Raw genomic sequence first — 4,582 nt, 5'->3', positions numbered from 1 at the left:
CAGCACTCCAGGTCACGCACGACGATGAGTTAAGCATGCCCGGCGACCTCGGAAACGATCCCCTTGATACGCGCAGCGGCGATGGAGACGGCGTTGTCGAAGGCCAGCGGCCCGTCGAGCAGGCCGCCAGTGATCTGGCCGCGATCGGCCATCTTGCACAGCGCCGCAGCGTCCAGCGTGGCCGCCATCGTCGGGCTGACCGTCTCGACCGCGGCCAGGATCGCGACCTTGGGTTCGCGCACGCCGATCACCTGTGCCAGCTCGATGGCGTTGCGGATGATGTCTGCCTTCTGTTCCAGATTCGGGGCGATATTGATCGCCGCATCGGTGACGATGAACGGGCGCGGATAGGCCGGTGTCTGCAACAGGAAGCAATGGCTGACCCGGCGCTTGGTGCGCAACCCCGCTGCTGCCGAAACCAGCGCGGACATCAGTTCGTCGGTGTGCAGGCTCCCTTTCATCAGGGCTTCGACTTCACCTGCGGCTGCCAAGGCGACGGCTTGCTGCGCAGCGGCGTGGCTGTGCGGGACGTCCACAATGGCGACGTCGGCCAGATCCAGCCCGGCCTCGGTGGCGACTGCTTCGAGCCGCCCTCGTGGCCCGACCAGCACCGGCTCGATCAACCCCGCGTGGCGCGCTTCGAGCGCAGCGGACAGGCTGGGGACATCGCACGGATGGGCGACGGCTACCCGAATCGGTTGCAAGTGCGCGACATGCGCCAGCAGGTGCTGCAGGCCTGTGCGGCCCTGCGCATCCGGATGGATTTCCGGCAACGCCGTGCGCGTTCTTTCAATGCGCTCAGTGGGCGCTACGACCTCTACCTGGCCTTGGAAAATCGCCACCCCCTCCTGGCTGGTGCAGGTGCAGTCCAGCGTGACGTGATGGGTGGCCGTGTCTTTGCTGCTCACCTGCATCTGCACGGTCAGCCTGTCGCCGGGCCGAACGGCTCCGAGCAAGCGCAGGTTCTGGCTGACATATTGGGTTCCAGGCCCCGGCAGGCGTGTTCCCAGCACAGCCGAGATCAGGACGTTTGCACAAATGGCCTCCGTGGTGTCCCGCGAGGGCGAAGACACCGAAGATTCCGGATCCACATCGCCCGATTGCAGCGCGAACATGTGGATGTCTTGCGGCGAAAACGCGCGTTCGAGGCTGGCGCTGTCGCCGATGGCGATCTCGTCGAAGGTGCGGTTGCGCAGAACCTGCAATGCGTCGGCGGCGCCATCGACCGGTGCGGAGGACGTCGTCATTTGCCTTTCCCTCGCCGTGTTTGACTTGTCCGCGGGGCGGCTGGCGTCTTGGACACAGTTTTCTGCGTAGCAGTTTTCTTCTGAGGCGCCTTAGGCTTTGGAGAGGATGTCTTGGAGGTCGTGTTTATGGCCGGAGCGGAGGTGTCACTGGCGGAGCTCGGCATGGCTGGCGCCGCATTCGCATCCTCGACCGCAGCGGATGTGCCACTGGCAGAGCGTGGCATGGCGGTTGTCGACTTCGCGTCCACGACCGTAGCGGAGGTATCAGTGGCGGGACTTATCACGGCGGGCGCCGAAGCCGCCTGCGCTTGGCGCTCGGCCTGCTCGAACAAGGTAGAAACCTGTTCCAGCCTGGTTTGTTCTTGTGCGGACAGCACACCGCCGCTGCCAATCACTTGCACGATCATTCCCGCCACCTGGCGGATGTCATCAGGCGCTATGCCGTTGAGCAATCCGGGGATGGCGGACACCGTGGCGTCCTCGTCGAGCCTCATGAGCAAAGCCTGCCGACGAACGAGGTGGCGAAAGACCTGCATGTCGAAGTCGTTTGCCAAATGGGGGCGCGCGAGTTCCTCTGCGTGCCGGAAGTGCCGCCCGTCGGCCTCGCCACGCGCGGCCAGCACAAAGAACAGCGCCCGTATGGAGGCTTCGGTGATCCCGCCGCTGTGAATATCCGCTTCGAGCCGTGTCAACTCTTGCGCCAGATACTGGCGATGCTCGGGCGTCTCGCTGGGATGGGGTCGCGGCGGTGCATCGTCGTGCAGGCTCTGTCCAGTCATGGCCTGCACCAGCGGCAGGCTGTACAGCGTGTCAAACGCCTGTGCGTAGATCTGGTCGCGGCAATCACGGAATTGATCCAGCATCTGTTCGACGGCGGTGGAAAACTGCGCCTGCAGTTGCAGGAAAGGGTTGGCCTCGGAGACGGGCTGACGATGGTCGCGCACGTGTTGCGCAGCCTCATGTACTGCGGCGGCGAGCGGATGCCTGTCAGACCACAATTCATAGCCCATGCGCAGCGGATGCAGCGGCTCCAGCCACTTCGCACCCTGGTCCGTGACCAGGGCACGCATCCATGGCTGCACGAAGCTGCGGTAGCAAGCCAGGTTGACCTCGGAGATCCGCGCAACGGCGGCGAACCGGCGATCGTTCTCAGGGTCGGGACGGACGATCTCACGGACTTCATCGATGTTGCTGCGCTGGATCCGAGTCAGGTAGGCGTTCCCGGTCGGCTCGCCTTCCTGCGACCCGTCTGGATTTTCATCGACCAGCATGCGGTGGATACCGGCCGGCAGCACGTCGATGACGTCGATGTTGGCGGCGAACTCCTGGTGCTCTTTACGCCCGACGCTGCCGGAGACGAAGATACCCAGATGCCCGATGCTGTCATGGGTGGCGTAGACGATGGTCTGGTCATGCCCCATCACGTCCAGATCGTTGCGGTACAGATCGGTGATCCAGCCCAGGGCCTGGGGCGGTGGCGTGATGTTGTCCCCATAGGAGCAGAACACCACGATCGGCGAGCGAATATTGCGCAGGTCGATGCGCACGCCATCAGACGTCACCAGCTGCGCCGTACTCAGTTTGTTGCCGATGAACAGGTTATCGACGATGTACTGCATTTCCACGTCATTCAGGAAGACGTGGCCGCCCCAATACTTCTCGAACTGCAGGTGGCGGGGGCCCTCCGTGTCGACCTTGGCGTACAGGTTGTACTGTTTGGTCCAAAGCGTATTGGCCGGGTCCAGGTTTTCGAAGTTCTGAACCAGCCAGGCACCATCGAACCGACCAGCTCCTAGGTCGCTGGTCAATGCCGTCAACCAGCTACCGCCGGTCAGACCGCCCGCGTAGCGCATCGGCATGTCGCCCGCCCAGTACGACAGCGGCGCACCGGCCACGATGATCGGTCCGAACAGTTCGGGCCAGACGGCGGCTGCCATCAGGATCTGCCAGCCTGCCTGGCAATTGCCGATGACCGCAGGCTTGCCGCGGCTGTCGGGGTGCAGCTCGCCGACCTTGCGCACGAAGGCCGCTTCGGCGCGCATGACGTCTTCGACGGTCTGGCCGGGAACGGGATCGGGCAGAAAGCCTACGAAGTAGCAGGGATGGCCAGCCTTGAGGGCCGCGCCGACCTCGCTATCGGGTTTGAAGCCGCCGATGCCTGGGCCGTGGCCCGCTCGTGGATCGACCACCACGAACGGTCGCTTGTGGGGATCGCTCGGCGTGTCGGCTGGCGGCAGGATACGTACGAGGCCATAGTTGACCGGCTGCGGAAGGTCCAGCCCGGACATGATGACCTCAGAGGCGAAGTCGAGTACGTTCGGCGTCTGCTCCTGCAAATGCTCCTGGTACTGGTTGCCGCGTTGGCGGCGAACGTCGGCATACAGAATGGACCGCTGCCAGGCATCCACTGCATACTCGTTTGCCATCGCCGATAGTCGCAACGGGTCCCACAGCAACTGCCCCCAAGCGGCCGTTGGTGATGTCGTGGTGTCTTGATTCATGGCGATGGGCACTCCGTCTATGATGAAACTGAAAAATTGAATGAAAAGGGGCCGCAGGCACATCGTCTTGCCGGCCCTTCCTCACTCAGTACATGTGCTGGCCACCATTCATCGACACGTTGCTGCCGGTCATGAACCCCGCAGACTCACTGGCGATGAATGCAACCAGTGCGGCGATTTCCTCAGGCCGTCCCAGACGACCCACGGGAATACCGGCAGTCACTTGCTTGACCACTTCCTCCGACATGCTCGTCACCATCTTCGTATCCAGATACCCCGGCGAGACGGTGTTGACTGTCACACCCTTGCGCGCCACCTCTTGCGCAAGGGCTTTAGTGAAGCCATGCATGCCGGCTTTTGCGGCGGAGTAGTTGGTCTGGCCGAACTGCCCCTTGGAGCCGTTGATCGAGGAGATGTTGACGATCCTGCCCCAGCCGCGTTCGAGCATGCCGTCGATGAATGGCCGGGTGACGTTGAAAACGGAGTCGAGATTGACCCGCAGGACCGCATCCCAATCGGCGTAGCTCAGCTTGCGGAACGTAGCATCACGCGTGATGCCCGCGTTGTTGACCAGAATGTCGATGTGGTGACCGTCTGCTTGAATGAGGCCGGCCAGCTCCTGGCAGGAGGCATGGTCGGCCACATCCGCGCCGTAGGCGGCGAAGTCGTAACCTTCGCCGGCTTGGGTTTTCAGCCACGCGCCAATGCTGGCATTGCCCGGCGAATGGACGATGAGCACGGTATGGCCCGCATCGTGCAAGGCCCGGGCGATGGCTTCGCCCAGGCCGCCGCTGCCGCCGGTGACCAGTGCAGTGCGTTGCTCAGCCGGCATTG

The 4,582-nt window shown here is 63.4% G+C and carries 3 protein-coding genes; all 3 read right to left on the bottom strand.

The features are described from left to right. Nucleotides 1-29: 29 nt before the first annotated feature. Nucleotides 30-1,247, bottom strand: a complete 1,218-nt coding sequence (locus HNR75_RS15295; protein WP_246358994.1) for a bifunctional enoyl-CoA hydratase/phosphate acetyltransferase — start codon at nucleotides 1,245-1,247, stop codon at nucleotides 30-32. Continuing rightward, nucleotides 1,244-3,748, bottom strand: a complete 2,505-nt coding sequence (locus tag HNR75_RS15290) for a DUF3141 domain-containing protein (protein WP_132978742.1) — start codon at nucleotides 3,746-3,748, stop codon at nucleotides 1,244-1,246. The genes HNR75_RS15295 and HNR75_RS15290 overlap by 4 nt, the downstream gene beginning before the upstream one ends. 85 nt (nucleotides 3,749-3,833) lie before the next feature. Continuing rightward, a partial coding sequence (phbB, locus tag HNR75_RS15285; RefSeq protein ID WP_068679679.1) for an acetoacetyl-CoA reductase occupies nucleotides 3,834-4,582 on the bottom strand: 749 nt, incomplete at its 5' end.

It is taken from the genome of Tolumonas osonensis (genome assembly GCF_014202415.1).
Classification (GTDB): Bacteria; Pseudomonadota; Gammaproteobacteria; order Enterobacterales; family Aeromonadaceae; genus Tolumonas; species Tolumonas osonensis.
Note: the sequence above shows the minus strand (reverse complement) of the source record. Positions and strands in the feature narration are given on the sequence as shown.